The sequence below is a fragment of the Streptomyces sp. BK022 genome, from assembly GCF_004217355.1.
Taxonomy (GTDB): domain Bacteria; phylum Actinomycetota; class Actinomycetes; order Streptomycetales; family Streptomycetaceae; genus Streptomyces; species Streptomyces griseoluteus.
Window position 1 is genome coordinate 42,528 of sequence record NZ_SHKU01000001.1, and the last position, 26,568, is coordinate 69,095.

Below are 26,568 nucleotides of genomic sequence, written 5' to 3' on the forward strand. Positions count from 1 at the left end.
TCAGCCGGCGCTCTGCCGGTACCGCGCCAGCTCGGGCGCCGTCTTCGTGGCGGTGAACTCGGTCACGCGGTACTCGCACACTCCGGCCGTGACGAACGGGTCCTCGGCGACGACCGCCTCGATCCGCGCCCGGCTGTCCGCGACGGCCAGGATCACCCCGCCGTCGCGGGGGTTCTTGCGGCCGGAGGCGAGGAACAGGCCCTTGTCGTACTGCTCGTCCAGCCAGGCCATATGAGCGGCCAGGGCGGCGTCGACGGCGTCGAGCGGGGCGGTGTACGTCAGCTCCAGTACGAACATGATCGCGAGCCTACCCCGGTGCCCCGTATCGTCAGGGCCACCATGATCACCTCACAGGTTCCCGCCGACTGGCCCGCCACCGAGGAAGAGGCCCGTGCCGTCCAGGACGCGTTGCGCGACCGCGTCGTCCGCGACGAGCCGGGGCCGCCGCCCGGCACCGGTCATGTCACCGGGGTGGACGTGGCCTACGACGACGCCCGCGACCTGGTCGCGGCGGCGGCCGTGGTCCTGGACGCGGCCACCCTCGCCGTCGTCGCCGAGGCGACCGCCGTCGGCCGGGTCGCCTTCCCCTACGTGCCCGGCCTGCTCGCCTTCCGTGAGCTGCCGGCCGTACGGGCGGCCCTGGACGCGCTGCCGTGCCCGCCCGGCCTCGTCGTCTGCGACGGCTACGGCCTCGCCCACCCCCGCCGCTTCGGCCTCGCCAGTCACCTCGGCGTCCTGACCGGCCTGCCCGCCATCGGCGTCGCCAAGAACCCCTTCGCCTTCACCCACCCGGCCCTCGCCCCGGCGCGGGGGAGCACCGCCCCGCTGCTCGCGGAGGATGCCGAGGAGGTGGGCGCCGCCCTGCGCACCCGCGGCGGGGTCAAGCCGGTGTACGTGTCGGTGGGGCACAGGGTGTCGCTGGAGAACGCCGTCGCCCACACTCTTGCCCTCACCCCCGAGTACCGCCTCCCGGAGACGACCCGCAGGGCGGACTCCCTGTGCCGGAGGGCGCTGCGGGCTCTCGGTCCGCAAGCCTGATCAGCGGAGCGTCGCGGGAGAGCTCGCGGAAACCGAGTCCGCGGTACAGCCCGCGTGCCCGGGGATGGCCCGGGGCGCCGAGGCAGACGACCGTCGCGTGGGTGGCTCCGGCCGCGCGGGCCAGACGCATGCCGTGGAGCATCATCGCCCGGGCCAGGCCGAGTCGGCGGTAGGCGGGGTGGGTGCCCACCGGTTCGAACTCGACGGTTCTGTTCATGTGGTCGAGCCACATGATCGTGGAGGCGGCCATGGTGCCGTCCGGGGCCTCCACCAGGACGTGCAGGTCGGCGCGGTAAGCCGCTGTCCGCCGGACGCCCTCGTAGCTCCGGGCCGTGTAGGGCGAGGGGGACCAGGCGTCCACGTGGGCCCGGACCGCGGCCCGGGGGCCCGCCTCCCCGGCGGTGCGGAAGCGGAAGCCGGGCGGCAGGACGGGGTGTTCCACGTCGGTGAGGTCCCGCTGGTTGAGCTGGGTCCAGTCGCCGCTGTCGCCGAGGGCCCGGGTGTCGGGCTCGTAGCCGTGCGCCGCCCACCGGGTCAGGGCGTACCCGTCGGCGGTGGTCGGCGACGCGGTGCGCTCCAGACCGGCCGCCACCGCGTCGAACCACTCGATCACCTCGTCGACCAGCCCGGCGTGGGCCGGGTGGACCTGGTGGCTCAGTGAGGCGCCGGTGACGTCGGTGACCGACCCGTCGTCACGCCGGACCCGGTGGGGGAGGAAGGCCCAGCCCCACGCCACCAGCTCGGCACCGGCGAACCACAGACGGCGCCGCCAGCCGGCGCCCTGGGCGGCGTGGTCCTTGCCGTGGATCCAGGCCAGCTCGCCGTACGAGGCGCCCGCGCTGATCAGGTCCGGGCGGAGGGCGGTGACGCGCTGCGCCAGGCCCTGCATGAGCGGGATGTCCGAGGCTGCCAGGGGTGCGGAGTCCGTCATGGGGCGCCACTGTGCCAGGCTCCGCACCGCCGCCGAACCGTTTTTCCGCTCAGACGCTCCGCTCGGCCACCACCCGGAACCCGATCCCCGCAGCCCGCAGCCGTTCCAGCAGGGCGTCGCCCATCGCGGTCGCCGGGGTGAGCTGGCCGGAGCGGTCGGGGAGGTCGTCCGTGGCCAGGGACAGGGCCGCCTCCGCGAACATCTTCGCCGTCTCCCCGTAACCCGGATCACCGCCCGTGACCTCGGTGAACACGCGCCGCCCGCCGCCCTCGCCGACGAAGCGGACGCGGAACCAGCTCCGGGCGCGCTTCTCCGCGTCGGGGCCCTCGCCGGGCTGGAGCCGGCCGGAGAGCCAGGAGCGGACGGGAGCGAGCTGGGCCGCCACCGCGAGGACACCCACGCCCGCGAGCCCCGCCGCCGCGACCGGGAGGTGCTCGACGGCCGCGTAGTGGCGGTAGCGGAAGTCGGGGCCGTAGCGGTCCAGGGACTTGGCGGAGCGGCGCACGATCTGCGGGTCGATGGTGGGCAGCGGCAGCGCCCAGGCGCCGACCTCCCCGGCGAACCGGGGCGCACCCGTCGGCGCCGAGACCCGGCGGCCCATCAGCCGCGGCTCGTGCCGCGCCCGGTCGCGGGCCGCCGCCCACATGCTCCCGGCGCGCGCGAACTGGTTCAGCGCCGAGGCGAGCGTGCCCCCGGAGAAGGTGGCGTCCGCGGTGACGAACCCGTCCACGCTGAGCGGCACCCCCTCGGGAAGCTGCCGCACCGTGAAGTAGGCGCCCAGGTCGTGCGGTACGGAGTCGAAACCGCAGGCGTGCACCAGCCGGGCGCCGGTCTCGCGGGCGCGGGCGTCGTGGCGGATGAACATCAGGTCCACGAACTCGGGCTCGCCGGTGAGGTCGAGATAGTCCGTGCCGCTGTCGGCGCAGGCGGCGACCAGTTCCTCGCCGTAGGTGATGTACGGGCCGACGGTCGAGGCGACCACGCGGGCCTGTTCCGCCAGCGTCCGCAGGGTGGCGGGCTCGCTCACGTCGGCGTGGAGCACTCCGATGGCGGAGCCGCCCGGCAGCCGGTCCCGCAGCGCCTCCAGCCTGCCCGGGTCGCGGCCCGCGACGGCCCAGCGCAGGTCCTCGGGAGCGTGCGCGGCGAGATACTCCGCCGTCAGCGTGCCGACGAAGCCGGTGGCGCCGAACAGCACGATGTCGTAGGGACGGTCCGTCGATTTCAGCCTGCTCATGACACTCCTTGCCGTGCAGCCCGCGCGACTGTCGGGGGCCGAGGCTAGCGTGAACGGTACGGGGCCCGGCAGGCGCCCCGTGCGGTGTGCCCGGGGAATCGGGGCGCACCGGGGCACTTCGCTAAGCGCCCGCTCGTTCAGGTCTTGTGCCGGGTGCGCGGTGTTCCTAGCATCACCGGTGTTACATCGTTTGTGTCATACGCGCTTGGGGGCATGACGGCATGACGACGGCAACGGCGCCGGGGCAGGGCCCGCTCAGCGGGGTGCGGGTGGTCGAGCTGGCCGGTATCGGCCCCGGCCCCTTCGCCGCGATGCTCCTGGCCGACCTCGGCGCCGACGTGGTCCGGGTGGACCGGCCCGGCGGCCCGGGCCTCGGCATCGACCCCGCGCGCGATGTCACCAACCGCAACAAGCGCTCCGTCGTCGTCGACCTCAAGGCCCCGGACGGCGCCGCGCGCGTGCTCGACCTCGCCGAGCGCGCCGACGTCCTGCTCGAGGGCTACCGCCCCGGCGTCGCCGAGCGCCTCGGCGTAGGCCCCGCCGACTGCCACGCCCGCAACCCCCGCCTGGTCTACGGCCGGATGACCGGCTGGGGCCAGGACGGGCCGCTCGCGGACCGCGCCGGGCACGACGCCTCCTACATCGCCGTCACCGGCACCCTCGGCATGATCGGCCGCCCCGGCGAGCCCCCGGCCCTGCCCGCCAACCTCCTCGGGGACTACGCGGGCGGCTCCCTCTACCTCGTCGTCGGTGTCCTCGCCGCCCTCCACCACGCCCGCGCCACCGGCACCGGCCAGGTGGTGGACGCCGCCATCGTGGACGGCACCGCCCACCTCTCCGCCATGATCCACGGCATGCTCGCCGCCGGCGCCTGGCAGGACCGCCGCGCCGCCAACCTGCTGGACGGCGGCTGCCCCTACTACGGCACCTACGAGACCGCCGACGGGAAGTACATGGCGGTCGGCGCGCTGGAACCCCGGTTCTACGCCGAGTTCCTCCGCCTCCTGGACCTCGGCGGCCTGGCCGGCGCCCACCACGACCCGGCCCGCTGGCCCGAGCTGCGCGAGCGGGTGGCCGCCCGCTTCAAGTCCGGTACGCGCGCCGAGTGGACGTCCCGGTTCGAGGGCACCGACGCCTGCGTGGCACCCGTGCTGAGCCTGCGCGAGGCTCCGCACCATCCCCACCTGGCCGCCCGCGCCACCTTCACCGAGCACGACGGGCTGGTCCAGCCCGCCCCCGCCCCACGCTTCTCCGCCACCCCCACCCGCGTCCGCACCGGCCCCGCCCTGCCCGGCACCGGCGCCGAGGACGTGGCCCGCGACTGGGACCTCCCCGAAGCCACCGCCTGACACCCTCCCGAAAGGCACACCAGTGACCACCGAAGCGTTTGTGTACGACGCGATCCGCACCCCGCGCGGCCGAGGCAAGGCCAACGGCGCGCTGCACGGCACCAAGCCGATCGACCTGGTCGTCGGCCTGATCCACGAGATCCGCGCCCGCTTCCCCGGTCTGGACCCGGCCGCCATCGACGACATCGTGCTCGGCGTCGTCGGCCCCGTCGGCGACCAGGGCTCGGACATCGCCCGGATCGCCGCCGTCGCCGCGGGACTGCCGGACACCGTGGCGGGCGTACAGGAGAACCGCTTCTGCGCCTCGGGTCTGGAGGCCGTCAACACCGCCGCCGCCAAGGTCCGCTCCGGCTGGGAGGACCTGGTGCTGGCGGGCGGTGTCGAGTCGATGTCCCGGGTGCCGATGGCCTCGGACGGCGGCGCCTGGTTCAACGACCCGATGACCAACCTCGCCACCAACTTCGTCCCGCAGGGCATCGGCGCCGACCTCATCGCCACCATCGAGGGCTTCAGCCGCCGTGACGTCGACGAGTACGCGGCCCTGTCCCAGGAGCGTGCCGCCAACGCCTGGAAGGAGGGCCGCTTCGAGCGCTCGGTCGTCCCGGTGAAGGACCGCGCGGGCCTGACCGTCCTCGACCACGACGAGCACCCCCGCCCCGGCACCACCGCCGACTCCCTCGCCGGTCTCAAGCCGTCCTTCGCCGACATCGGCGAGCTGGGCGGGTTCGACGCGGTCGCGCTGCAGAAGTACCACTGGGTGGAGAAGATCGACCACGTCCACCACGCGGGCAACTCCTCCGGCATCGTGGACGGCGCCTCCCTGGTCGCCATCGGCTCCCGCGAGGTGGGCGAGCGGTACGGGCTCACCCCCCGCGCCCGGATCGTCTCCGCCGCCGTCTCCGGCTCCGAGCCCACCATCATGCTCACCGGCCCCGCCCCGGCCACCCGCAAGGCGCTCGCCAAGGCCGGGCTGACCATCGACGACATCGACCTGGTCGAGATCAACGAGGCGTTCGCCGCCGTCGTCCTGCGCTTCGTCAAGGACATGGGCCTGTCCCTGGACAAGGTCAACGTCAACGGCGGCGCCATCGCGCTCGGCCACCCCCTCGGCGCCACCGGCGCGATGATCCTCGGCACCCTCGTGGACGAACTGGAGCGCCAGGACAAGCGGTACGGCCTGGCCACCCTGTGCGTCGGCGGCGGCATGGGTATCGCCACGATCATCGAACGCGTCTGAACTCCCAGCGGAACCAAGCGACTTCTACGGAGACGACTGTCATGACCGAGAGCACCACCATCCGCTGGGAACAGGACGACACCGGTGTCGTCACCCTCGTCCTCGACGACCCCGGCCAGTCCGCGAACACCATGAACCAGGCGTTCCGCGAGTCCCTCGCCGTGATCACCGACCGGCTGGAGGCCGAGAAGGACTCGATCCGGGGCATCATCCTCACCTCCGCGAAGAAGACCTTCTTCGCGGGCGGCGACCTGCGGGACCTGATCCGGGTCACCCCCGACACCGCGCAGGACCTCTTCGACGGCGGCCTCGCCATCAAGCGGAACCTGCGCCGCATCGAGACCCTGGGCGTTCCGGTCGTCGCCACGATCAACGGCGCGGCCCTCGGCGGGGGCTTCGAGATCGCCCTCGCCTGCCACCACCGGATCGCCCTCGACGCCCCCGGCTCCCGCATCGGCTGTCCCGAGGTCACCCTCGGCCTGCTCCCCGGCGGCGGCGGTGTCGCCCGTACCGTGCGGCTGCTCGGCATCACCGACGCGCTGCTCAAGGTGCTGCTCCAGGGCACCCAGTACAACCCGCGCCGCGCGCTGGACAACGGGCTCGTGCACGAGGTCGTGGAGACGCCGGAGGAGCTCACCGCGCGGGCCCGCGCCTTCATCGACGCCCACCCCGAGTCGCGGCAGCCCTGGGACGAGCCCGGCTACAAGATCCCCGGCGGTACCCCGGCCCACCCCAAGTTCGCGGCCAACCTGCCCGCCTTCCCGGCCTCGCTGCGCAAGCAGACGGGTGGCGCGCCCTACCCGGCGCCGCGCAACATCCTCGCCGCCGCCGTCGAGGGCGCCCAGGTCGACTTCGAGACCGCGCAGGTCATCGAGGCCCGGTACTTCGTCGAGCTGGCCGCCGGGCAGACCGCGAAGAACATGATCCAGGCGTTCTTCTTCGACCTCCAGGCCGTCAACTCCGGTGCCAACCGGCCCCAGGGCATCGAGCCGCGGAAGGTCCGCAAGGTGGCCGTGCTCGGCGCGGGCATGATGGGGGCCGGCATCGCCTACTCCTGCGCCCGCGCGGGGCTGGAGGTCGTCCTCAAGGACGTCTCGCTGGAGGCGGCCGCCAAGGGCAAGGGCTACTCCGAGAAGCTGTGCGCCAAGGCTGTCGCCAAGGGCCGCACCAGCCAGGAGAAGGCCGACGCCCTGCTGGCCCGGATCACCCCGGCCGCCGACGCCGCCGACCTCGCGGGCTGCGACGCGGTGATCGAGGCGGTCTTCGAGGACACCGCGCTCAAGCACAAGGTGTTCCAGGAGATCCAGTCCGTCGTCGAGCCCGACGCGCTGCTCTGCTCCAACACCTCCACGCTGCCGATCACCGCGCTGGCCGAGGGCGTCGAGCGGCAGGGCGACTTCATCGGGCTGCACTTCTTCTCGCCGGTCGACAAGATGCCGCTGGTCGAGATCATCAAGGGCGAGCGCACCGGGGACGAGGCGCTCGCCCGCGCCTTCGACCTGGTCCGGCAGATCAACAAGACGCCGATCGTCGTCAACGACTCGCGCGGCTTCTTCACCTCGCGGGTGATCGGCCACTTCATCAACGAGGGCGTGGCGATGGTCGGCGAGGGCATCGAGCCGGCGTCGGTGGAGCAGGCGGCGGCCCAGGCGGGCTACCCCGCCAAGGTGCTCTCGCTGATGGACGAGCTGACCCTCACCCTTCCGCGCAAGATCCGTGCGGAGACCCGCCGTGCCGTGGAGGAGGCGGGCGGCACCTGGACCGCGCACCCCGCCGACGAGGTCGTGGACCGCCTGGTCGACGAGTTCGGCCGCCCCGGCCGCAGCGGCGGCGCCGGCTTCTACGAGTACGAGGACGGCAAGCGGGCGGGCCTCTGGCCGGGCCTGCGCGAGCACTTCACCAAGCCGGGCTACGAGATCCCCTTCGAGGACATGCGGGAACGCATGCTCTTCGCCGAGGCCCTCGACACCGTCCGCCTCCTCGAAGAAGGCGTCCTCACCTCGGTCGCCGACGCCAACATCGGCTCCATCCTCGGCATCGGCTTCCCCGGCTGGACCGGCGGCGTCCTCCAGTACATCAACGGCTACGAGGGCGGCCTGCCCGGCTTCGTGGCCCGGTCGCGCGAACTGGCCGACCGGTACGGCGACCGCTTCACGCCTCCGGCGCTGCTGGTGGAGAAGGCGGAGCGGGGGGAGACCTTCACGGACGCCCGCTGACGAGTCGTACGCGGGGTGCGCTTCGGGGGGTCCTCCCCCGGAACGCACCCCGGACTCATCGGGTGAGCATCCAGTGGCTGAAGGCCACGTAGTTCGTGGCGAACTCCTCCGGGGTCGCGGAGTCCTCCACCCGCTTGGACAACTCGTCGACCTTGGCGTAGCGCGGCAGCCGTTCCCGCTCGTAGGCGGCGAGCGCGGACGGTACTTCCTCGCCCGGCCCCAGCAGCCGGGCGAGCAGCAGCGCGTCCTCCACGCCCAGGGACGCGCCGGCGGTGATGTGCGGAGACAGCGCGTGCGCGGCGTCACCGACCAGGGCCACACGGTTCGACACCCACCGCGACAGCGGGGGGACGAGCATGATCTGGTTGTACAGGATCTTGTCGTCGGGGGTCGACTCGACGAGCGCGGGCAGTACCGGGTTCCAGCCCGTCGTGTCGAGGAACTCGGCTCGTGCGCGCGCCTGCTCCTTGGGCGTGCCGTCGAGCGCCGGTGAGCCGAACTGATTGATCAGCCAGTACACCGTGCCGTCGCCGGTGGGTACGTACCCGCCGCGGGTGCGCCGCTCGCCCAGCACGATGACGCTCCGGTCGACAGTGACGCCTTCGGGAGGCGTGACGATCGAGCGCCAGGCGTGGTGGCCCTCATGGGCGATCGCGTCGCTGCCCGGCACCAGCTGAGACCGGACGGCCGAGTGCGCGCCGTCGGCACCCACCAGCAGGTCCGCGTCGGCTGTGCTTCCGTCCTCGAGACGGACCACTACCCCCGCGTCGTGTTCGTCGTAGCCGACGACGCGGGATTGCAGCCGGATGTTGTCCCTGCCCACGGTCCGCGCGAGCAGCGAGTTCAGCTCGGGGCGCCGGGCGAGCAGGTAGCGGTGATCGTCCTTCGAGAAGCCGGGCGGGTCGATCAACTTCCCGGCCGGATCACGGAAGTACATCTCGGTCGGCTCGGCGATGCCCCTGACCCGGTCACCGAGGCCGAGCTCATCGAAGACGGCCATGGCGTTCGCCCATATCCCGAGCCCCGCACCCGCCGCGCGGATCTCGGGAGCCTGCTCGCAGACCACCGCTTCGATGCCTGCCTTGTGCAGGGCGATCGCGGTGGTGAGTCCGACGATCCCCCCTCCGGCCACTATGGCGCGCATGGGTGTCCTCCTGATGTGACGGCGTGTTCCGCGCCCCTTCTCCGGCCGGTGCGGGATGGCCGGCGAGCGCTCGAAAGCGACGCTAGGGCGCCCTCTGGATATCGACAAGTGCATGCTGTGGGCGCGACCATTGCCGCAAGTGATAATCGGGGAATGGACAACGTCGATCTGAACCTGATCCGGGGCTTCGACGCCCTGCTCACCGAGGGCAGCGTCACCGGCGCGGCCGAACGACTGCACACCTCCGCGCCGGCGATGAGCAGGACGCTCGGACGACTGCGACGGGTCTTCGGCGATCCGCTCTTCGTCCGCGCCGGACGGCACCTTGTTCCCACCGCGCGGGCGCTGGAACTGAGCAGCGAGGTCCGGACGATCGCCGCGCGCGCCAGGGCCCTCTTCGAGCCTCCGCAGGACGCCGATCCCGCAACCGCGGTCCGGGCCTTCGACCTCCAGATCAGCGACGCGCTGTCCATGACCTTCACGCCCGCGCTGCTCCAGGAAGTGCGGAGCTCGGCGCCGGGCCTCACCGTCCGGCTGCACCCGGAGAGCATGGAGGCGGTACCCGCCCTTCGGGAGGGACTGATCGACCTGGAGATCGGCGACGTCAGCCGTCACGAGCGCGAGATCGAGGTCGAGGCACTGGCGGCGGACGTCTTCGTCGCCGCGGTGCACCGCAGCCATCCGCTGAGCACGTCACCGCACGTGACGCCGGAGCAGTTCGCGGCAGCCGACCACGTCGCCATCTCCCGAACCGGCCGGGCGTACGGCCCGATCGACGCACATCTCGCCGAACTCGGTCTCCGCAGGCGGGTGGTGGCGGTCGTGCCCACCTTCGCCGAGTCGCTCCATCTCGCCCGGAGAGCGGGACTGGTGTGCATGTGCCCGGCCGTGCTCGGCCGCCGGGCCGCCGAAGCGCTGGAGCTGACCACGTTCCCGATCCCGCTCACCCTCCCCGCCGCCGACATCGGTATGGCCTGGCATCCGCGCAACACGCACGACCGGCTGCACCGCTGGCTGCGCACGCGCGTACACGCCGTGATGGCACGCGAGTCGGCGTCGGAGAGCTGAGGGCCGGCGGCTCCTCACCGGCGCGCGGTGCATGGCGGAGCCGGGTCGCTGGTTCAGGCGAACGTGCGCCGGTAGGTCTGGGGGCTGACGCCGGTGGTGCGCTTGAAACGGTCGCGGAAGGTGGTCGGGGAGGCGAAGCCGACCTGATGGCCGATGCGTTCCACGGAGTGGGCCGTGGTCTCCAGCAGGTGCTGCGCCTGGCGGATGCGGGCGCGGTGCAGCCATTGCAGCGGGGTGGTGCCGGTCTGGTCGCGGAAGCGGCGGATCAGGGTGCGGGTGCTGGTTCCGGCGCGCTCGGCGATGTCGGTGAGGGTGAGGTCGCGGGCCAGGTTCTCCCGCAGCCAGACGAGCAGCGCCTCCAGCTCCGAGCCGTGCGGTGTCGGCAGGTGGTCGTGGACGATGAACTGAGCCTGGCCGCCCTCCCGTTCGAGAGGCATCACCGACAGACGGGCCGCGTCGGCGGCGACGGCCGAGCCGTAGTCACGGCGGATCATGTGCAGGCACAGGTCCAGGCCGGCGGCCGCGCCCGCCGAGGTGAGGAACTGGCCGTTGTCGACGTAGAGGACGTCGGGGTCGACCTCGACGGCCGGGTAGGTGGCGGCCAGGAGAGCGGCCGCACGCCAGTGGGTCGTGGCGCGCAAGCCGTCCAGGAGGCCGGTGGCGGCCAGGGGGAAGGTGCCCACGCAGATGGAGGCGATCCGTGTGCCCTCGGCGGCGGCCGCCCGCAGCGCGTGCCGCACGGCGGGGGAGAGCGGGGCGGTGGGTTCCGCGACACCCGGCACGATGATCGTGTCCGCGCCGTCGAGACCCGCCAGCCCCCAGGGGGCGCGCACGGCGAAGGCTCCGGCGTCGATCTCCTCGCGCTCGGCGCACACCCGGACCTGATAGCCGGGCCGCCCGTCCGGCAGCCGCGTCCGGGAGAACACCTCGACCGGGGTCGACAGGTCGAACGGGATCACCCGGTCCAGCGCGAGGACGGCGACGGTATGCATGGCAGGAACCTACCTCTCCGCCACCTGGGCGATGCCGGCCGGCTGTTCGGACACCCCATGGTCAGCGGTGTTCCGATGCCTCCGGAAGCCTTTGGCGTTTTCCCGTCGAAGCCTGTCATTAGTGCCACTGGGCGATCGCGGCGGCGACCGGTTGACTTCGGATGTCCGCAAGGCCACGACCCGAGGGAACCCCTATGCATGCCCAGATCATCCTGTTCGACGGCTTCGATCCACTCGACGTCGTCGCCCCCTACGAGGTGCTGTACGCCGGCGGCACGGCGTCCGACGGCGCGGTGACCGTCGAACTGGTCTCCGCCGAGGGCCCTCGCGAGGTGATCAGCGGCACCGGCGGGCTGGCCCTGCGCGCCACCGGAGCCGTCGACCTCGAACGCGCGGACCTGCTCCTGGTGCCCGGCGCCTCCGGGCGCGTGGGCGAACCCGGCGAGGTGCCGGACGAGGAGGCCGGCGCCGGCGAGCCGGAGCGGGACGAGCTGAGCGCGGTACTGCTGGCCCGCGCGCTGACCACCGGGCTCCCCGCGCTCCTGGAGCGGGCCATGGCCGATCCGCGCGTCACGGTCGCCGCCGTCTGCGGCGGCTCGCTCGTGCCGGCCATGGCGGGTCTGCTGGAGGGGCGTCACGCGACCACGCACCATCTGGGCCTCGACCTGCTGGACGCCACCGGCGCCCACGCGGTCCGCGCCCGCGTCGTGGACGACGGAGACCTGGTCACCGGGGCCGGCGTCACCTCCGGGCTCGACCTGGGCCTGTACCTGCTGGAACGCGAGGTGGGTCCCCGCGTCGCGCACGCCGTCGAGGAACTCTTCGCCCACGAGCGGCGCGGCACCGTCTGGCGCGCCCAGGGACCGGCACCCGCCGCCCTCTGAGCCCCCCTGCCGCTCCCCTCCCGCGCACCGTCAGAAGGAACATGAGCATGTCTGTAGCAGGCACCTGGGACCTGTCCGTCTCCACACCCGTCGGCAGGATCAAGGCCGTGGTGGAACTCCGGGAGCGGGACGGTGTCCTGACCGGAGTCGCCCGTGGAGCCCGCGAGGAAGTACCGCTCGGCGGCATCACCCTCGACGGCGACCGGCTCACCTGGAAGCAGGCCGTCACCGAGCCCCTGCGGCTGAACCTGGCGTTCGACGTCACGGTGGACGGCGACACCCTCCGGGGCGTCTCCAGGGCCGGCCGCCTCCCCTCCTCCAAGGTCACCGGCGAGCGTCGGCCGGAGCGGGAGCACCAGGCATGACCAAGCTCCTCCTCTCCCTGCACGTCCTGGCCGCCCTCGTCGCCGTCGGCCCGGTCACCGTCGCCGCGAGCATGTTTCCCGCGACGCTCCGACGCGCCCTCGGCGATCCCTCCGACGGCGACGCCTGGACGACCCTGCGGACACTGCACCGCATCTGCCGCGTCTACGCGGCCGTCGGCATCGCCGTTCCCCTGTCCGGCCTCGCCACGGCCGGCAGTCTCGGCATCATGGGCGACGGCTGGCTGATCGCCTCGATCGTGCTGACCACGGCGGCCGTCGCGGTCCTGGTCGTACTGATCCTGCCCGCCCAGGACCTCGCGCTGACCGGGACGGCCGATTCCGCCCCGCCGGCGTCGACCCCACCGGCACCGAGGCGGCTCGCCATGCTCACCGGCGTCTTCAACCTGCTGTGGGCCACGGTCACCGTCCTGATGATCATCCGCCCCGGCTCGACCACGGGGGCGTGATCCGGGCACGGCTCAGTCCTCGGGGCCCTCGTCGTCGCCCAGCCACTCCCTGACCTCCTGGCGCAGCGACCGCTGGAACGTGGTCAGGAGGGCCTGGACGACCAGGGGCTGCATGTGGGCGGAGAGGGTGCGGACGTCCTTCGGGGTGTGTTCGGGAACCGCGTCGCGCAGGAGGGACGAGAGTTCGCGGGCGGCGGCGCGGGAGTGGTCGAGGAGGGTGGTGCGGGCGGCGAGGATGACCTCCTGGGAGAAGGGGAGGTCCAGAAGCTGTACGGCGAGGCGCAGCAGCCCGGAGTCGACGCGGTGCGAACCGTCCGGCTCCGCGGGGGCCAGCACGTCCATCGCCGTCAGCCGCCGTACGTCCTCCTCGGTCAGCCGACGCCCCGCGCGGCGGTCCAGCTCGGCGCGGCCGACCCTCTCCACCGCCTCCGGGGCCCAGGAGGAGACGACCGCCCGGTGCACCGCGAGGTCCTGGGCGGTCAGGTCGGCCGGAAGCCTGCTGATGTACCGCTCGATCGCCGCCAGCGTCATGCCCTGCAGCCGCAGTTCCTCGATCAGCGCGAGCCGGGCCAGGTGCTCACGGCCGTACCGGCCGACCCGGCGGGGTCCTATCTCGGGCGGCGGGAGCAGCCCGCGGGTGCCGTAGAAGCGCACCGTGCGCACGGTGACGCCGGACCGCGCGGCCAGCTCGTCGATGGTGAGGGTGGGGTCCTCGGCCTCGGTCGTCATCGCAGCAGTATCGCTGTCGCAGCAGGAGTGTGAAACCCGCGAAGGTCATGTGAGAAGTGCCGCTCTGTGACGTGGACCACCGCATATCGGGTGATCTCTCTGGGAAGCTGCTGCCTTGGTCTGTACCGCGACACGATCGTGCGGGCGGGCCGCCCTGTAAGGAACCGGCCCCTCGTGGTCCGGGAGTACCAGAGAGTGGAACGACCCGTGAGCAAGGACGCCGTCGACTCGGCCCCGGCCGCTGCCCCCGCGCAGCAGGCCCAGACGCCCGCGGACGCGGGCGACGCCGGTTACAGCAAGGACCTCAAGGCCCGCCACGTCAACATGATCGCCATCGGCGGCGCCATCGGCACCGGCCTGTTCCTCGGAGCGGGCGGCCGCCTGCACAACGCGGGCCCCGCGCTCGCCCTGGCCTACCTGGTCTGCGGAGTCTTCGCCTTCTTCGTGGTGCGGGCGCTGGGCGAGCTGGTCCTGTACCGCCCGTCCTCCGGGTCCTTCGTGTCGTACGCGCGCGAGTTCCTCGGCGAGAAGGGCGCCTATGTCGCCGGCTGGATGTACTTCCTGAACTGGTCGACCACCGGCATCGCCGACATCACCGCGATCGCGCTCTACACGCACTACTGGAGCATGTTCACGTCCATACCGCAGTGGGTGCTGGCGCTCGTCGCGCTGGCCGTGGTGCTCGCCGTGAACCTGATCTCGGTGAAGATCTTCGGCGAGATGGAGTTCTGGTTCGCGATCATCAAGGTCGCCACCCTGGTGGGCTTCATGCTCATCGGCATCTTCCTGCTCGCCACCCAGCACGACGTGGACGGCCACCAGCCCGGCGTCAGCCTCATCACGGACCACGGCGGGATCTTCCCGCACGGCATGATGCCCGTCGTCCTCGTGATGCAGGGCGTGATCTTCGCGTACGCCGCCCTCGAGCTGGTCGGCGTCGCCGCCGGTGAGACCGCCGAGCCCGAGAAGGTCGTCCCGCGCGCGGTGAACTCGATCATGTGGCGCGTCGGCGTGTTCTACGTCGGCTCCGTCGTGCTGCTCGCCCTGCTGCTGCCCGGCTCGGTGTACTCCGCCGACCAGAGCCCGTTCGTCACCGTCCTGTCCAAGGTCGGCATCCCGGCGGCCGGCGACGTGATGAACCTGGTGGTGCTCACCGCCGCCATGTCCTCGCTGAACTCCGGCCTGTACTCCACCGGCCGCATCCTGCGCTCCATGGCCACGGCCGGTTCCGCGCCGAAGTTCACCGCCCGGATGAACCGCAGCCAGGTCCCGTACGGCGGCATCCTGCTGACCTGCGCGGTCTGCGTGCTCGGCGTCGGCCTGAACTACCTCGTGCCCAGCCAGGCGTTCGAGATCGTGCTGAACGTGGCCTCGCTCGGCATCATCAGCACCTGGGTGATCATCATGGTCTGCCACATGATCTTCGTCCGCCGTGCCCGCGAGGGCCTGGTCACCCGGCCGCGCTTCCAGCTCAAGTTCAGCCCGGTCACCGAGATCGTCACCATCGCCTTCCTGCTGGCCTGTCTCGGCATGATGTGGAACGACCCCGAGGTGGGCCGCCGCACCCTGTACCTGATCCCGCTGATCGCGGTCCTGCTGGTCGCCGGCTGGTTCGGCGTCCGCCGCCGCGTCACCGCGAACGCCGGGCGGGAGCTGACCGACCTCACGAAGTAGCAGGTCACGGCCACTGTCAGTGGCAGCACCTACGGTGGCGTCATGTCGGAGGAGATCGTTTACATCCGGGGTGACGCCACCGCGCCATGTGCGGAGGGTGCCCGCGTGATCGCCCATGTCTGCAACGACATCGGCGGCTGGGGGCGGGGCTTCGTCTCCGCGCTGTCCGAGCGCTGGCCGGAGCCGGAGGCGGCCTACCGCGCCTGGTACCGGGGACGGGCGGCGAACGACTTCGGGCTGGGTGCCGTCCAGCTCGTCGAGGTCGGCCCGCGGCTGTGGGTGGCCAACATGATCGGCCAGCACGGCATCAAGGGGCGCGGCAAGGGCGTCCCGGTGCGGTACGAGGCGATCGACACCGCGCTCGGCCGGCTCGCCGACCGAGTGGCCGGACTCGGTGCCTCCGTGCACATGCCCCGCATAGGCTGCGGTCTGGCGGGCGGTGAGTGGCCGCTCGTGGAGCCGCTCGTCGCCGGGCGGCTGGCGGGGCGGGGCATCCCCGTGACCGTGTACGACCACGGGGAGGGCGCATGACGGACGTACTGGTGCTCGGCGGTGCCGGAGTGGACACCATCGTCCGCGTGCCCGAGCTGCCGCTGCCCTTCGCGGACAGTTATCCCGTCGACACCGGGGTGCACACCCGCGCCGGGCAGACCGGCGACTTCGTCGCGCTGGGCCTGACCGCGCTGGGCCTGGACGTCCACCACCTCGACCTGATCGGCGACGACCCCGAGGGCGACCTCGTCCGGGCACTGCACCGGGACCACGGCATCGCCCTGACCGCGCTGCCCCAGCCCGCCGGCACCAAGCGCGCCGTCAACCTGGTGGGCCCCGACGGCCGCCGCCTCTCCCTGTACGACACCAGCCGCGCCCGCCCCGGCGACCGCTTCCCCGAGGAGGTGCTGCGCCCCCTCGCGGCGGCCGCGCGGCACGTCCACGTGACCATCACCCAGCCCTGCGCCGAGGCCCTGCCGCTGCTCCGGGAGACCGGCGTGCCACTCTCCACCGACCTGCACGACTGGGACGGCGAGAACCCGTACCACGAGCCGTACGCCCTCGCCGCCGACGTGGTCTTCCTGTCGGCCGCCGCCCTCACCGACCCCGAGCGCACCATGCGCCGGATATCCGAGCGGGGCCGGGCCCGGGTGGTCGTCGCCACGGCGGGCGCCGAGGGCGCTCATCTGCTGGCCGACGGCGAGCTGATCCATGTTCCGCCCGCGACCCCGCCCGCCCCGGTGGTCGACTCCAACGGCGCGGGCGACGCCTTCGCCGCCGCCTTCCTCTACGGACGCCTCGCCGGGGAACCGCCCGAGCGGTGCGCCCGCTACGGCGCGGCGGCGGGCGCGTACGCCTGCACCGTCCCCGCCACCCGCACCGACGCGATAGGCCGCGACGGCCTCCTCGGGGAGGGAGCCGTCACGGCCTAGCGCAGCGGGGCAGCGGGGGGCTCAGTGCGCGTGCACGTCGTTCGTGGCCTCGATCTTCTTCCACGACTCCGGCTGCGCGACCTTCGCCGTCAGCGACCGGGCCGACGAGTCCGCGTTCCGCGCGTCCGGCTTCGAGGGCTGGAACAGCCAGGTGTCGAAGAGCGCGGCCAGCGGCTTGCCGGACACCTGCTCGGCGTACTTCTGGAAGTCGGCCACCGAGGCGTTGCCGTACGCGTGCTCCTTCGGCCAGCCCTTCAGCACGGCGAAGAACGCGTCGTCCCCGATCTCCTCGCGCAGCGCCTGCACCGCCAGCGCGCCCCGGTCGTAGACCGCGAGGTCGAACTGCGCGTCCGGCCCGGGGTCACCGGGCTTGACGGTCCAGAACGGGTCGTCGGCCGGGTGCGAGGCGTACACGTAGTCCGCCAGCTGGCGCGTGGTGCCCTCGCCCTCGTGCTCGGACCAGAGCCACTGCGCGTACCGGGCGAAGCCCTCGTTGATCCAGATGTCCTTCCAGCCCTTGAGGGACACGTCGTCGCCGTACCACTGGTGGGCCAGCTCGTGCACGACGACCGAGGTGTTGGAGCCGGCCGCGAACTGCTTGGGGCTGTAGTAGACGCGGGTCTGCGTCTCCAGCGCGTACCCGGTGGTGGTGTTGGGGACGTAACCGCCCGCCGAGGAGAACGGATACGGCCCGAAATAGCCGCTCAGCCAGTCCACCAGCTCACCGGTGCGCTCCACGCTCGCCCGCGCCGCCCCGTCGTTCGCGCCGAGGTCCTTGCTGTACGCGTTGACCACCGGCACGCCGCCCTCGGAGGTGGAGGTGGTGATGTCGAAGCGGCCGAGCGCGAGAGTGGCCAGATAGGTCGCCTGCGGCTTGTCCTGGCGCCAGTTGTAGCGGGTCCAGCCCAGCTTCGAACTGGTCGACGCCAGCGTGCCGTTGGAGATCGCCTGGGTGCCGTCCGGCACCGCCACCGACACGTCGTAGGTGGCCTTGTCGCTGGGGTGGTCGTTGCTCGGGAACCACCACCAGGCCGCCTCGGGCTCGTCCGCCGCGACGGCGCCGTCCGGGGTGCGGTGCCAGGTGCTGAAGCCGTAGGCGCTCTTCGTGGAGGGCACCCCGCTGTAGCGGACGACCACGGTGACCTGTGTGCCCTTGGCCAGCGGGGTCTTCGGCGTGACCACCAGCTCGTGCTCGCCGGACGTGGTGAACGCGGCCTTGGTGCCGTTGACCCGCACCTCGCTCACATCCAGCAGGAAGTCGAGGTCGAAGCTGGACAGGTCCTGCGTGGTCCTGGCCAGGATGGTCGCGGTGCCCTGCAGCTCGTCCGTCTTCGGCTGGTACTGGAGCCTCAGGTCGTAGTGCGAGACGTCGTAGCCGCCATTGCCGTACTTCGGGTAGTAGGGGTCGCCGATGCCGGGCGCGCCGGGGACGGACGACGCGGCCGACGCCGGGATCGCCAGCAGGAGGGAGGCCGCCGCCAGGGCGCTCGGCGCGAGGATTCTGCGGTGCACGTCAGCTCCAAGTCTTCTGGACAGGAAGTCTGTTCGGAGCCTATTCAGTCCCGGCCACTCCTGGCGTGTCCACGACCACTGCTGTCACACGATCGCCATTCAGCCGTCACGCGTCCCGGTGACCGCCGAAAGGCCCTCTTCTGTACGGGTGTTGACGGAGGTAGCGTCCGCCCATGCCGATTCGCTCGCTCTGGAGAACCCTCGCGGTCCTGGCCGTCGGTGCGCTGACGGCCGTCCTCCTCGCCCCCACCGCCGCCCAGGCGTCGCCGCGCGAGAGCAGGCCCGTCTACTCCTACGCCGACGCCGTCCGCGAGTCCGTCTGGGTGGACACCGGTCTGGACGAGGACGGCGACGGCCGCACCGACCGCGTCGCCGCCGACATCGTCCGCCCCGCCGAACCCGCCCGGCAGGGCCGCAAGGTGCCCGTCATCATGGACGCCAGCCCCTACTACTCCTGCTGCGGCCGCGGCAACGAGAGCCAGCTCAAGACGTACGACGCGCAGGGCCACGTCGTGCAGATGCCGCTCTTCTACGACAACTACTTCGTGCCGCGCGGCTACGCGTTCGTCGGCGTCGACCTCGCCGGCACCAACCGCAGCGACGGCTGCGTGGACGTCGGCGGACGCTCCGACATCGGCTCCGCCAAGGCCGTCGTGGACTGGCTCGGTGGCCGGGCCCGCGCCTACACCAGCCGCACCGGCGGTACGCCGGTGAAGGCGAGCTGGACCGACGGCACCACCGGCATGATCGGCAAGAGCTGGGACGCCACCATCGCCAACGGCGTCGCCGCCACCGGCGTGAGGAACCTCAGGACCATCGTGCCGATCAGCGGCATCTCCTCCTGGTACGACTACTACTTCGCCCAGGGTGCCCAGCTCTACGACGGCGGCCCCGACGAACTCGCGGGGTACGTGGAGAGCGAGCAGGCCCACTGCGCCGCCGTACAGAAGAAGCTCGCCGACGGCAGCCCCGACTCGGGCGACTGGACCCGGCTGTGGACCGAGCGGGACTACGTGAAGGACGCGGGGAAGGTCCGCGCCAGCGTGTTCCTGGTGCACGGCATGCAGGACCTCAACGTCCGGACCAAGCACGTCGGCCAGTGGTGGGACGCGCTGGCGAAGCACGGCGTCGAGCGCAAGATCTGGCTCTCCCAGACCGGCCACGTCGACCCCTTCGACTACCGGCGCGGCGCCTGGGTCGACACCCTGCACCGCTGGTTCGACCACGAACTCCTCGGCTACGACAACGGCATCGACCGCGAGCCCATGGCCGACATCGAGCGCCACCCCGACCAGTGGGCGACCTCCGCCGTCTGGCCCCCGCGCGACACCCGGACCACCACCCTGTACCCGGCCCGCGGCAGTACGCCCGGCGTCGGCACCCTGGGCCTCGGCCGGGGCACCGGCAAGGAGACCTTCACCGACGACCCGAGCCGGAGCGAGACCGACTGGGCGGCCGACCTCACCAAGCCGACGCCCGACAAGGCCGCCTTCATCACCCCGGCCCTCACCGGCCCGCTGCGGATCTCCGGGTCCTCCCGGGTGACCGTCACCGCCGCCCCGAGCACCGCCTCGGCCCACCTGTCCGCCGTCCTGGTCGACCTCGGCCCGGACACCATCCGCGACTACGCCGACGGCGGCGAGGGCATCACCACCCTCACCGAGCGCACCTGCTTCGGCGCGAGCACGGCCGGGGACAGCGCCTGCTTCAAGGCCACCGAGGCCAGGACGGCCGACGTGGGCGCCACCGTCGTCAGCCGGGGCTGGGCCGACCTCGGCCACCACGCCTCGCTCGCCAAGGGCACCCCGCTCACCCCCGGCCGCGCCTACACGATGACCCTCGAACTCGCCGCCACCGACCACGTCGTGCCCGCAGGACACCGGCTGGCCCTGGTCGTCGCGGGCACCGACAAGGACCTCATCGAGCCGCCCGCCACGCGTCCCACCCTCACCCTCGACCTCGCCCGCACCACCGCCCGCATCCCGCTGACCGGCGGCCCGGCCGCCCTGGACCGCGCGACCACCGCGCCGCCCGCCGGGCGCACCCTCACCGTCATCGGCACCCCGCGCTGCCGGACGGGCCACGGCGACGGCTGCACCGCGGGCGTGAACCGGTAGACACCGCGCCGGGCGAGGGTGCGAGGATTGCACCCTCGCCCAGGTCATCCGTCGGTCGGAGTGCCCATGCCTGTCGTCACCGCGCTGACGTACTACCCCGTCAAGGGCTGCGCCGGCGTCTCCGTCGACCAGGCGCGGCTCACGCCCGCCGGGCTCGCGCACGACCGCAGCTTCATGGTCGTCAGCGAGGAGGGCGTGTTCCGTACCCAGCGGCGCGACCCCCGGCTGACCCTGATCCGGCCGGACGTCACCCACGACGGGACGCGGCTCACGCTCCGGGCGGACGGCTTCGAGCCGCTGGTCGTCACCGTCGACGCGTCCGGTCCCACCCGGCCCGTCCAGCTGTTCGGCGTCGCCTACCGGGGGATCGACCAGGGCGGCGCCGCGGCCGGCTGGCTGTCCTCGGTGCTCGGCGCGCCCAGCCGCCTGGTCCGCGTACCGCCCGACCACGACCGGGTCACCGACGGCCGGACGCCGGGCACCTCCGGGTACGCCGACAGCTCCGCCGTGCACCTCCTCTCCCGCGCCACGCTCGACCTGCTGAACGAGAAGCTCGGGGAACGCGGCGCCGGCCCGCTGCCGATGAACCGCTTCCGGCCCAACATCGTCGTCGACGGCTGGGCCGAGCCGCACACCGAGGACCGCGCCCACCACCTCACCCTCGGTGCGGCCGAACTCGGCTACACCAAGCTCGCCGTACGATGCGCCGTCACCACGGTCGACCAGGAGACCGGCGCCCGCCCGGGCCCCGAGCCGCTGCGCACCCTGGCCGCCTACCGCCGCGCGGCCCAGGGCGGGGTCGTCTTCGGGGTCAAGTACGCGGTGCTGCGCCCCGGCAAGGTCTCCGTGGGGGACGAGGTGGTCGTCGGGGAGTGGGGGGAGTCGGAGAGGTAAGCCGCCGTACCGCCCGTACGCCCTCGACCACGCGTACGCCCGCCGCCGGACGGAGCCGGTCGGCAGGCCGGGACGGGGAAGCGGGCGCCAGTGCGACCCGCTGTTCGGGCCGGACGTGGGAATACTCATCTCATGTCACCCGTCTACGCCACCTTCGGACTGGAACCGGCGACCCGCGTCGGCGCCGTGCTCGCCGACGGCGGCCACCAGGTCCACCGCGACTTCGTGGACTTCGTCGTGGACGGCAGCCCGCTGCTCTTCCGGCTCGCCGACCTCGACGCCGTGTCGCCGCTCGCCTCCGACCTCCCGCCCGCCGTCCTCGACGCCCAGGTGCGCGCCCTGCTGCTGGAGGACGAACCTCCGCTGCCCGGCGGCCGGTTCGTGCTCTACGGCTGCCCGGAGTGCGCCGACCTGGGCTGCGGCGCCGTCACCGTCGTCATCGAGCGGGACGGCGACGACTACCGTTGGCGGGACTTCGCCTGGCAGACCGGTGAACACGTCGACCTCGACCGCGACGGCTACCACGGCACCGGGCCGTTCCACTTCCACGGCCCCGCCTACCGGGCCGCCCTCACCGCCCTGCTGGACGGTGCCACTGCCGCCCCGCCGCGCCGGGTGCTGCTCATCGGCCCTCGCGCCGGCCTCCTCGCCAAGCTCGCGGCCGCCCTGCGCGGCATCGGCATCGGCGCCGACGTCACGCCGGACGCCACCGACGTCCCGGCCGGGGAACTCAAGCAGTACGGAGCGGCGTTGACCGTCTCGCCGACGCAACGGGCCGCCCTGCGCGAGACGTTCGCCCGCACCGGTACCGCCTTCGTGGACGCGCCCGCCCCGGTCGTCCCGGTCCTCGTCGCCCAGCTCCAGCAGGCCCTCGACCGGACCCCGGCAGAGCGCCGCCGCCTCACCGCGCTGTCCGCGACCCCGTACGCCGCCGAGATCGAAGTGAGCGTGCCGGGCCGCGTCCAGCTCACCGCGTACCGCGTCGACCGGCTCCGCCGCACCCACGTGCGGACCGTGCTGGACGCCGTGCTCGGCCCCGGTCGCCATCGGCTGCCGCTCGACCCGAGGACGGTCAGGGGCGAGGCGTACCTGGTGGCCCGCACCTCCGGCGGGGTGCTGGTGGCGGCGGTCAGAGGGGCGTCGGCCCGCGACTAAAATCGGCGTCCTGATGACTGCCACCCTCGTCGCCAAGAATCTCGCCGCCGGCCACGGCGACCGCTCCCTCTTCACCGGGCTCGACCTCGTCGTCGCGCCCGGAGACGTGATCGGGCTGGTCGGCGCCAACGGCGCGGGCAAGTCCACCCTGCTCAAGATCCTCGCCGGGCTCACCGCGCCCGAGGAGGGCGAGCTGCGGCTCTCCCCGCCGACCGCGACCATCGGCCACCTCCCGCAGGAGCCGGAGCGCAGGGAGGGCGAGACGGTGGGCGAGTTCCTGGCCCGCCGCACCGGCGTAGCCGAGGCCCAGCGGGTCATGGACGAGGCCACCCAGGCCCTGGTCGACGGCGCGCCCGGCGCCGACGACGCGTACGCCACCGCGCTGGACCGCTGGCTGGGCCTCGGCGGCGCCGACCTGGAAGAACGCGCCGAGGACGTGACCGGCACCCTGGGCCTCGCCGTCGGCCTCGACCGGCCGATGACCTCGCTGTCCGGCGGCCAGGCGGCCCGCGCCGGACTCGCCTCCCTGCTGCTCTCCCGCTACGACGTCTTCCTGCTGGACGAGCCCACCAACGACCTCGACCTCGACGGTCTGGAGCGGCTGGAACGCTTCGTCACCGGCCTGCGCGCGGGCACCGTCGTCGTCAGCCACGACCGGGAGTTCCTCACCCGCACCGTCACCAAGGTCCTCGAACTCGACCTGGCCCAGGGGCAGATCAACCTGTTCGGCGGCGGCTACGCGGCCTATCTGGAGGAGCGGGACGTGGCCCGCAGGCACGCCCGCGACGACTACGAGGAGTACGCCGACAAGCGCGCCGCCCTCCAGGACCGGGCGCAGACGCAGCGCTCCTGGATGGACAAGGGCGTGAAGAACGCCCGGCGCAAGGCGGGCGGCGACAACGACAAGATCGGCCGCAAGTTCCGCAGCGAGGCCAGCGAGAAGCAGGCCGCCAAGGCCCGCCAGACCCAGCGGATGATCGAGCGCCTGGACGTGGTGGAGGAGCCGCGCAAGGAGTGGGAGCTGCGCATGGAGATCGCCGCCGCCCCGCGCTCCGGCGCCGTGGTGGCCACGCTCCGGGACGCCGAGGTCCGGCGCGGTGACTTCACCTTCGGCCCGGTCTCGCTGCAGATCGACTGGGCCGACCGGATCGCGGTCACCGGAGCCAACGGCGCGGGCAAGTCCACCCTACTCGGCGCGCTGCTCGGCCGGGTCCCGCTGGACGCCGGCGACGCCACGCTCGGCTCCGGGGTGCTGGTCGGCGAGGTCGACCAGGCCCGCAAGCTGTTCCACGGCTCCGAGTCGCTGCTCGACGCCTTCCAGGCCGCCGTCCCGGACACCGAGCCGGTCGAGGTGCGCACCCTGCTCGCCAAGTTCGGCCTGAAGTCCGACCACGTACTGCGTCCGGCCGCGTCCCTCTCGCCCGGCGAGCGCACCCGCGCCGCCCTCGCGCTGCTCCAGGGCCGGGGCGTCAACCTGCTGGTGCTGGACGAGCCGACCAACCACCTCGACCTGCCCGCCATCGAGCAGCTGGAGTCGGCGCTCGACGCCTACGAGGGCACGCTCCTGCTCGTCACCCACGACCGGCGCATGCTGGACGCGATCAAGGTGACCCGCCGCCTGGAGGTCGCGGACGGCAAGGTGACCGAACGCTGACCCCCGCCCCCGGCCCGGCTGCGAGGCCGGGCCGGGGGCGGGGCAGTGGTCAGCGGCGGCCCTTGTTCGGGTCGACCAGACCGGCGCGGCGCAGTGCGTCCGCCATGGCGCTGTTGGCCGGCGCGGGCGCGGGACGGCCGCCCCGGTCCTTGCCGCCACCGTTCCCCCGGCCCTGACCGCCCTGGCCGCCGCCCTGACGCCGGCCCTGCCCGTCCTGGCCCTGTCGCTGCTGGGGCGGGCGGGCGCCGCCGCCCCGGGGCTGGCGGGCACCCCGCTCCTGCGGCGCCGCCTCGTCGTCCAGCCGCAGCGTCAGCGCGATCCGCTTGCGCGGGATGTCCACGTCCAGGACCTTCACCTTGACGATGTCACCCGGCTTGGCGACGTCCCGGGGGTCCTTGACGAACGTCTTGGACATCGCGGACACGTGCACCAGGCCGTCCTGGTGGACGCCGATGTCGACGAACGCGCCGAAGGCGGCCACGTTCGTCACCACGCCCTCCAGCACCATCCCGGCGGACAGGTCGGAGATCTTCTCCACGCCCTCCTTGAAGGTGGCCGTCCTGAACGCCGGACGGGGGTCGCGCCCCGGCTTCTCCAGCTCCTTGAGGATGTCGGACACGGTCGGCAGACCGAAGGTGTCGTCCACGAAGTCGGCGGCCCGCAGCGAGCGCAGCACCCCGGTGTTGCCGACCAGCGAGGCCACCTCCTGCCCCGTCGTCTTCACCATCCGCCGCACCACCGGGTACGCCTCCGGGTGGACGCTGGAGGAGTCCAGCGGGTCGCTGCCGCCCCGGATGCGCAGGAAGCCCGCGCACTGCTCGTACGCCTTCGGGCCCAGCCGGGACACCTTCTTCAGCTGCGCGCGCGAGGTGAAGGGGCCGTTCTCGTCGCGGTGCGTCACGATGTTCTCGGCCAGCGTGGCGGAGATGCCGGACACCCGGGAAAGCAGCGGCACGGACGCGGTGTTGACGTCCACACCGACGCCGTTCACACAGTCCTCCACCACCGCGTCCAGCGAACGGGACAGCTTCAGCTCGGAGAGGTCGTGCTGGTACTGGCCGACGCCGATCGACTTCGGGTCGATCTTCACCAGCTCGGCCAGCGGGTCCTGCAGACGCCGGGCGATGGAGACCGCGCCGCGCAACGACACGTCCATGCCGGGCAGTTCACGGGAGGCGTACTCCGACGCCGAGTACACCGACGCGCCCGCCTCGGAGACCATCACCTTGGTGAGGTTCAACTCCGGGTGTTTGGCGATCAGTTCCGTCGCCAGCTTGTCCGTCTCGCGGGAGGCGGTGCCGTTGCCGATGGCGACCAGGTCGACCTTGTGCTCCTTGGCCAGCCGGGCCAGCTTGGCGATCGCCTCGTCCCACCTGTTGGCGGGCACGTGCGGGTAGATCACATCGGTGGCGACGGCCTTGCCGGTCTCGTCCACCACGGCCACCTTCACCCCGGTGCGGAAACCGGGGTCCAGGCCCAGCGTGGTGCGGGTGCCGGCGGGGGCCGCCAGCAGCAGGTCGCGCAGGTTTGCGGCGAACACCTCGACCGCCTCGTCCTCGGCGGCGGTACGCAGCCGCAGCCTGAGGTCGATGCCGAGGTGCACCAGCACCCGGGTGCGCCAGGCCCAGCGGACCGTGTCGGCGAGCCACTTGTCACCGGGACGGCCCCGGTCCGCGATGCCGAACCGGTTCGCGATGATGCCCTCGTACGAGGACCGGCCCTCCGTCGGCTCCTCCGGCTCCAGGACGAGGTCGAGGACCTCCTCCTTCTCGCCGCGCAGCATCGCCAGAACGCGGTGCGAGGGGAGTGCGGTGAACGGCTCGGTGAAGTCGAAGTAGTCGGCGAACTTGGCGCCCGCCTCCTCCTTGCCGTCCCGTACCCGGGCGGCCAGCCGGCCGCGCGTCCACATCCGCTCGCGCAGCTCACCGATCAGGTCGGCGTCCTCGGAGAACCGCTCCGCCAGGATCGCCCGCGCGCCCTCCAGCGCGGCCTGCGCGTCCGCTACACCCTTGTCCGCGTCCACGAACGCGGCCGCGGCGGCCGCCGGTTCCACCGACGGGTCGCTCAACAGCCCCTCGGCCAGCGGCTCGAGACCGGCCTCCCGCGCGATCTGCGCCTTGGTGCGCCGCTTCGGCTTGTACGGGAGGTAGATGTCCTCCAGGCGCGCCTTGGTCTCGGCGCCCCGAATCCGCTCCTCGAGGTCGCCGGTGAGCTTGCCCTGCTCGCGCACCGACTCCAGGATCGCGCTCCGGCGCTCCTCCAGCTCACGCAAGTAGCGCAGCCGCTCCTCGATGGTGCGAAGCTGCGCGTCGTCCAGGAGTTCGGTCGCCTCCTTGCGGTAGCGGGCGATGAAGGGCACGGTCGAACCGCCGTCCAGCAGTTCCACCGCGGCCTTCACCTGCCGCTCCCGTACGCCGAGTTCCCCGGCGATCCTGCTTTCGATGGACCCTGTGAGGGGTGTCGTCACGATCCCGTACCGCCTTC

Annotated in this window: 23 protein-coding genes; 15 read left to right on the forward strand and 8 right to left on the reverse strand. The window is 72.7% G+C overall.

What is annotated here, in order from left to right:
* Positions 1–297, reverse strand: a complete 297-nt coding sequence (locus EV284_RS00190) for a YciI family protein (RefSeq protein ID WP_130329038.1) — start codon at positions 295–297, stop codon at positions 1–3.
* A gap of 42 nt (positions 298–339) precedes the next feature.
* On the opposite strand from EV284_RS00190, the gene EV284_RS00195 reads away from it, so the two are divergent.
* Positions 340–1,038 (forward strand): endonuclease V, encoded by a 699-nt coding sequence (locus EV284_RS00195; protein WP_130329040.1) that lies wholly within the window; start codon positions 340–342, stop codon positions 1,036–1,038.
* On the opposite strand, the gene EV284_RS00200 is transcribed toward EV284_RS00195, so the two are convergent.
* Together EV284_RS00200 and EV284_RS00205 are read right to left on the reverse strand one after the other, a co-directional pair.
* Entirely contained in the window at positions 950–1,969 is a 1,020-nt protein-coding gene (locus EV284_RS00200) for a GNAT family N-acetyltransferase (protein ID WP_130329042.1), read from the reverse strand. The genes EV284_RS00195 and EV284_RS00200 overlap by 89 nt on opposite strands.
* A gap of 49 nt (positions 1,970–2,018) precedes the next feature.
* Positions 2,019–3,203 carry a saccharopine dehydrogenase NADP-binding domain-containing protein gene (locus EV284_RS00205; RefSeq protein WP_130329044.1) on the reverse strand — a complete coding sequence of 395 codons (1,185 nt, stop codon included), beginning with the start codon at positions 3,201–3,203 and terminating at the stop codon, positions 2,019–2,021.
* A gap of 221 nt (positions 3,204–3,424) precedes the next feature.
* Here EV284_RS00205 and EV284_RS00210 point away from each other — a divergent pair, with 221 nt between their 5' ends.
* From EV284_RS00210 to EV284_RS00220, 3 genes are read left to right on the forward strand one after another with little or no spacing between them, the layout of a single operon-like run.
* The gene (locus EV284_RS00210) at positions 3,425–4,552 is read left to right on the forward strand and encodes a CaiB/BaiF CoA-transferase family protein (RefSeq protein ID WP_130329046.1); all 1,128 of its coding nucleotides are present in this window, start codon (positions 3,425–3,427) and stop codon (positions 4,550–4,552) included.
* A 22-nt stretch (positions 4,553–4,574) separates the two neighbouring features.
* Positions 4,575–5,789 (forward strand): acetyl-CoA C-acetyltransferase, encoded by a 1,215-nt coding sequence (locus EV284_RS00215; protein ID WP_130329048.1) that lies wholly within the window; start codon positions 4,575–4,577, stop codon positions 5,787–5,789.
* Between the two features lie 41 nt (positions 5,790–5,830).
* Positions 5,831–8,005 (forward strand): 3-hydroxyacyl-CoA dehydrogenase NAD-binding domain-containing protein, encoded by a 2,175-nt coding sequence (locus EV284_RS00220; RefSeq protein ID WP_130329050.1) that lies wholly within the window; start codon positions 5,831–5,833, stop codon positions 8,003–8,005.
* A gap of 55 nt (positions 8,006–8,060) precedes the next feature.
* On the opposite strand, the gene EV284_RS00225 is transcribed toward EV284_RS00220, so the two are convergent.
* Entirely contained in the window at positions 8,061–9,149 is a 1,089-nt protein-coding gene (locus EV284_RS00225; RefSeq protein WP_130329052.1) for an FAD-dependent monooxygenase, read from the reverse strand.
* 153 nt (positions 9,150–9,302) lie between these two features.
* Here EV284_RS00225 and EV284_RS00230 point away from each other — a divergent pair, with 153 nt between their 5' ends.
* On the forward strand, positions 9,303–10,217 hold the full coding sequence (locus EV284_RS00230; protein ID WP_130329054.1) for a LysR family transcriptional regulator: 915 nt from the start codon (positions 9,303–9,305) through the stop codon (positions 10,215–10,217).
* Between the two features lie 53 nt (positions 10,218–10,270).
* On the opposite strand, the gene EV284_RS00235 is transcribed toward EV284_RS00230, so the two are convergent.
* Complete coding sequence (locus EV284_RS00235; RefSeq protein ID WP_130329056.1) at positions 10,271–11,209, reverse strand: helix-turn-helix domain-containing protein; 939 nt, start codon at positions 11,207–11,209, stop codon at positions 10,271–10,273.
* 194 nt (positions 11,210–11,403) lie between these two features.
* On the opposite strand from EV284_RS00235, the gene EV284_RS00240 reads away from it, so the two are divergent.
* The 3 genes from EV284_RS00240 to EV284_RS00250 are packed head-to-tail and all read left to right on the forward strand — an operon-like array spanning position 11,404 to position 12,925.
* Complete coding sequence (locus EV284_RS00240; protein WP_130329058.1) at positions 11,404–12,093, forward strand: DJ-1/PfpI family protein; 690 nt, start codon at positions 11,404–11,406, stop codon at positions 12,091–12,093.
* Between the two features lie 47 nt (positions 12,094–12,140).
* Entirely contained in the window at positions 12,141–12,458 is a 318-nt protein-coding gene (locus EV284_RS00245) for a hypothetical protein (RefSeq protein WP_130329060.1), read from the forward strand.
* The gene (locus tag EV284_RS00250) at positions 12,455–12,925 is read left to right on the forward strand and encodes a DUF2269 family protein (RefSeq protein ID WP_130329062.1); all 471 of its coding nucleotides are present in this window, start codon (positions 12,455–12,457) and stop codon (positions 12,923–12,925) included. The genes EV284_RS00245 and EV284_RS00250 overlap by 4 nt, the downstream gene beginning before the upstream one ends.
* A gap of 12 nt (positions 12,926–12,937) precedes the next feature.
* On the opposite strand, the gene EV284_RS00255 is transcribed toward EV284_RS00250, so the two are convergent.
* Entirely contained in the window at positions 12,938–13,654 is a 717-nt protein-coding gene (locus tag EV284_RS00255; RefSeq protein WP_165425415.1) for a MerR family transcriptional regulator, read from the reverse strand.
* A gap of 207 nt (positions 13,655–13,861) precedes the next feature.
* Here EV284_RS00255 and EV284_RS00260 point away from each other — a divergent pair, with 207 nt between their 5' ends.
* The 3 genes from EV284_RS00260 to EV284_RS00270 are packed head-to-tail and all read left to right on the forward strand — an operon-like array spanning position 13,862 to position 16,752.
* Entirely contained in the window at positions 13,862–15,328 is a 1,467-nt protein-coding gene (locus EV284_RS00260; RefSeq protein ID WP_130329064.1) for an amino acid permease, read from the forward strand.
* 42 nt (positions 15,329–15,370) lie between these two features.
* On the forward strand, positions 15,371–15,859 hold the full coding sequence (locus tag EV284_RS00265; RefSeq protein WP_130329066.1) for a macro domain-containing protein: 489 nt from the start codon (positions 15,371–15,373) through the stop codon (positions 15,857–15,859).
* Positions 15,856–16,752 (forward strand): PfkB family carbohydrate kinase, encoded by an 897-nt coding sequence (locus EV284_RS00270; RefSeq protein WP_130329068.1) that lies wholly within the window; start codon positions 15,856–15,858, stop codon positions 16,750–16,752. Before EV284_RS00265 ends, EV284_RS00270 begins: the two co-directional genes overlap by 4 nt.
* Before the next feature lie 21 nt (positions 16,753–16,773).
* Here the strand turns inward: EV284_RS00270 and EV284_RS00275 are convergent, their stop codons facing one another.
* Positions 16,774–18,264, reverse strand: coding sequence for a M1 family metallopeptidase (locus EV284_RS00275; protein WP_130329070.1), 1,491 nt, complete (start codon positions 18,262–18,264; stop codon positions 16,774–16,776).
* 173 nt (positions 18,265–18,437) lie between these two features.
* Here EV284_RS00275 and EV284_RS00280 point away from each other — a divergent pair, with 173 nt between their 5' ends.
* The 4 genes from EV284_RS00280 (at position 18,438) to EV284_RS00295 (ending at position 24,084) form a co-directional block, all read left to right on the forward strand.
* Positions 18,438–20,381: a Xaa-Pro dipeptidyl-peptidase gene (locus EV284_RS00280; RefSeq protein ID WP_130329072.1), complete on the forward strand. Its 1,944-nt coding sequence runs from the start codon at positions 18,438–18,440 to the stop codon at positions 20,379–20,381.
* A 66-nt stretch (positions 20,382–20,447) separates the two neighbouring features.
* Complete coding sequence (locus EV284_RS00285; RefSeq protein ID WP_130329074.1) at positions 20,448–21,275, forward strand: MOSC N-terminal beta barrel domain-containing protein; 828 nt, start codon at positions 20,448–20,450, stop codon at positions 21,273–21,275.
* Positions 21,276–21,407: 132 nt separating this feature from the next.
* Positions 21,408–22,430, forward strand: coding sequence for an oxidoreductase (locus EV284_RS00290; protein ID WP_130329076.1), 1,023 nt, complete (start codon positions 21,408–21,410; stop codon positions 22,428–22,430).
* Positions 22,431–22,443: 13 nt separating this feature from the next.
* Positions 22,444–24,084 carry an ABC-F family ATP-binding cassette domain-containing protein gene (locus EV284_RS00295; RefSeq protein ID WP_130329078.1) on the forward strand — a complete coding sequence of 547 codons (1,641 nt, stop codon included), beginning with the start codon at positions 22,444–22,446 and terminating at the stop codon, positions 24,082–24,084.
* Between the two features lie 49 nt (positions 24,085–24,133).
* Here EV284_RS00295 and EV284_RS00300 read toward each other — a convergent pair whose 3' ends face one another.
* The gene (locus EV284_RS00300) at positions 24,134–26,551 is read right to left on the reverse strand and encodes a Tex family protein (RefSeq protein WP_130329080.1); all 2,418 of its coding nucleotides are present in this window, start codon (positions 26,549–26,551) and stop codon (positions 24,134–24,136) included.
* Between the last annotated feature and the right edge of the window lie 17 nt (positions 26,552–26,568).

Coding starts and splice junctions, on each gene's coding strand:
- EV284_RS00190 (WP_130329038.1), bottom strand. CDS start 297: ATGTTCGTACTGGAGCTGACGTACACCGCCCCGCTCGACGCCGTCGAC.
- EV284_RS00195 (WP_130329040.1), top strand. CDS start 340: ATGATCACCTCACAGGTTCCCGCCGACTGGCCCGCCACCGAGGAAGAG.
- EV284_RS00200 (WP_130329042.1), bottom strand. CDS start 1,969: ATGACGGACTCCGCACCCCTGGCAGCCTCGGACATCCCGCTCATGCAG.
- EV284_RS00205 (WP_130329044.1), bottom strand. CDS start 3,203: ATGAGCAGGCTGAAATCGACGGACCGTCCCTACGACATCGTGCTGTTC.
- EV284_RS00210 (WP_130329046.1), top strand. CDS start 3,425: ATGACGACGGCAACGGCGCCGGGGCAGGGCCCGCTCAGCGGGGTGCGG.
- EV284_RS00220 (WP_130329050.1), top strand. CDS start 5,831: ATGACCGAGAGCACCACCATCCGCTGGGAACAGGACGACACCGGTGTC.
- EV284_RS00225 (WP_130329052.1), bottom strand. CDS start 9,149: ATGCGCGCCATAGTGGCCGGAGGGGGGATCGTCGGACTCACCACCGCG.
- EV284_RS00230 (WP_130329054.1), top strand. CDS start 9,303: ATGGACAACGTCGATCTGAACCTGATCCGGGGCTTCGACGCCCTGCTC.
- EV284_RS00235 (WP_130329056.1), bottom strand. CDS start 11,209: ATGCATACCGTCGCCGTCCTCGCGCTGGACCGGGTGATCCCGTTCGAC.
- EV284_RS00240 (WP_130329058.1), top strand. CDS start 11,404: ATGCATGCCCAGATCATCCTGTTCGACGGCTTCGATCCACTCGACGTC.
- EV284_RS00245 (WP_130329060.1), top strand. CDS start 12,141: ATGTCTGTAGCAGGCACCTGGGACCTGTCCGTCTCCACACCCGTCGGC.
- EV284_RS00250 (WP_130329062.1), top strand. CDS start 12,455: ATGACCAAGCTCCTCCTCTCCCTGCACGTCCTGGCCGCCCTCGTCGCC.
- EV284_RS00255 (WP_165425415.1), bottom strand. CDS start 13,654: ATGACGACCGAGGCCGAGGACCCCACCCTCACCATCGACGAGCTGGCC.
- EV284_RS00265 (WP_130329066.1), top strand. CDS start 15,371: ATGTCGGAGGAGATCGTTTACATCCGGGGTGACGCCACCGCGCCATGT.
- EV284_RS00270 (WP_130329068.1), top strand. CDS start 15,856: ATGACGGACGTACTGGTGCTCGGCGGTGCCGGAGTGGACACCATCGTC.
- EV284_RS00280 (WP_130329072.1), top strand. CDS start 18,438: ATGCCGATTCGCTCGCTCTGGAGAACCCTCGCGGTCCTGGCCGTCGGT.
- EV284_RS00285 (WP_130329074.1), top strand. CDS start 20,448: ATGCCTGTCGTCACCGCGCTGACGTACTACCCCGTCAAGGGCTGCGCC.
- EV284_RS00290 (WP_130329076.1), top strand. CDS start 21,408: ATGTCACCCGTCTACGCCACCTTCGGACTGGAACCGGCGACCCGCGTC.
- EV284_RS00295 (WP_130329078.1), top strand. CDS start 22,444: ATGACTGCCACCCTCGTCGCCAAGAATCTCGCCGCCGGCCACGGCGAC.